This window comes from Flavobacterium enshiense DK69, assembly GCF_000498495.1.
Taxonomy (GTDB): domain Bacteria; phylum Bacteroidota; class Bacteroidia; order Flavobacteriales; family Flavobacteriaceae; genus Flavobacterium; species Flavobacterium enshiense.
This window is the reverse complement of record NZ_AVCS01000042.1, coordinates 1-505: the sequence shown is the minus strand read 5'-3', so window position 1 is coordinate 505 and position 505 is coordinate 1. Positions and strand designations below refer to the sequence as shown.

Annotated in this window: 1 protein-coding gene; it reads left to right on the top strand. The window is 48.7% G+C overall.

Translation table 11 applies throughout. The annotated features are described in order from the left end of the window. A partial coding sequence (locus FEDK69T_RS15985) for a hypothetical protein (protein ID WP_035656489.1) occupies positions 1–505 on the top strand: 505 nt, incomplete at both ends.

Here is a 505-nt window from a genome sequence, read left to right as displayed (position 1 = left end):
AGGAACAGGCGGAACGTTCAACGCGGCAGCAGGAACCTTTGTAGCGGCACCGGGCACGACAACCAGTACGTTCCAATACAGTTTAACAGCAATCGCCCCATGTATTGACGATGTGAGTGTGGCTACGATCAATATCAATGCACAGTCAAATGCAGGAACAGATGGCTCTACAATCATTTGTGATTCCAACACATCATCGATTGACTTATTTAGTTTAATCACCGGAGAGCAAGCGGGCGGAACCTGGACCAGATTAACAGGAACAGGCGGTACGTTCAATGCGGCAGCAGGTACATTCGTAGCGGCACCAGGCGCAACAACCAGTACATTCCAATATAGTTTAATAGCAATCTCCCCATGTATTGACGATGTGAGCGTGGCTACGATCAATATCAATCCACAACATATTGCGGGAGCAGACGGAGCTACAACGATTTGTGATTCCAGTACAGCATCGATTGACTTATTCGGTTTAATCTCCGGGGAGCAGGCAGGCGGAACCTGG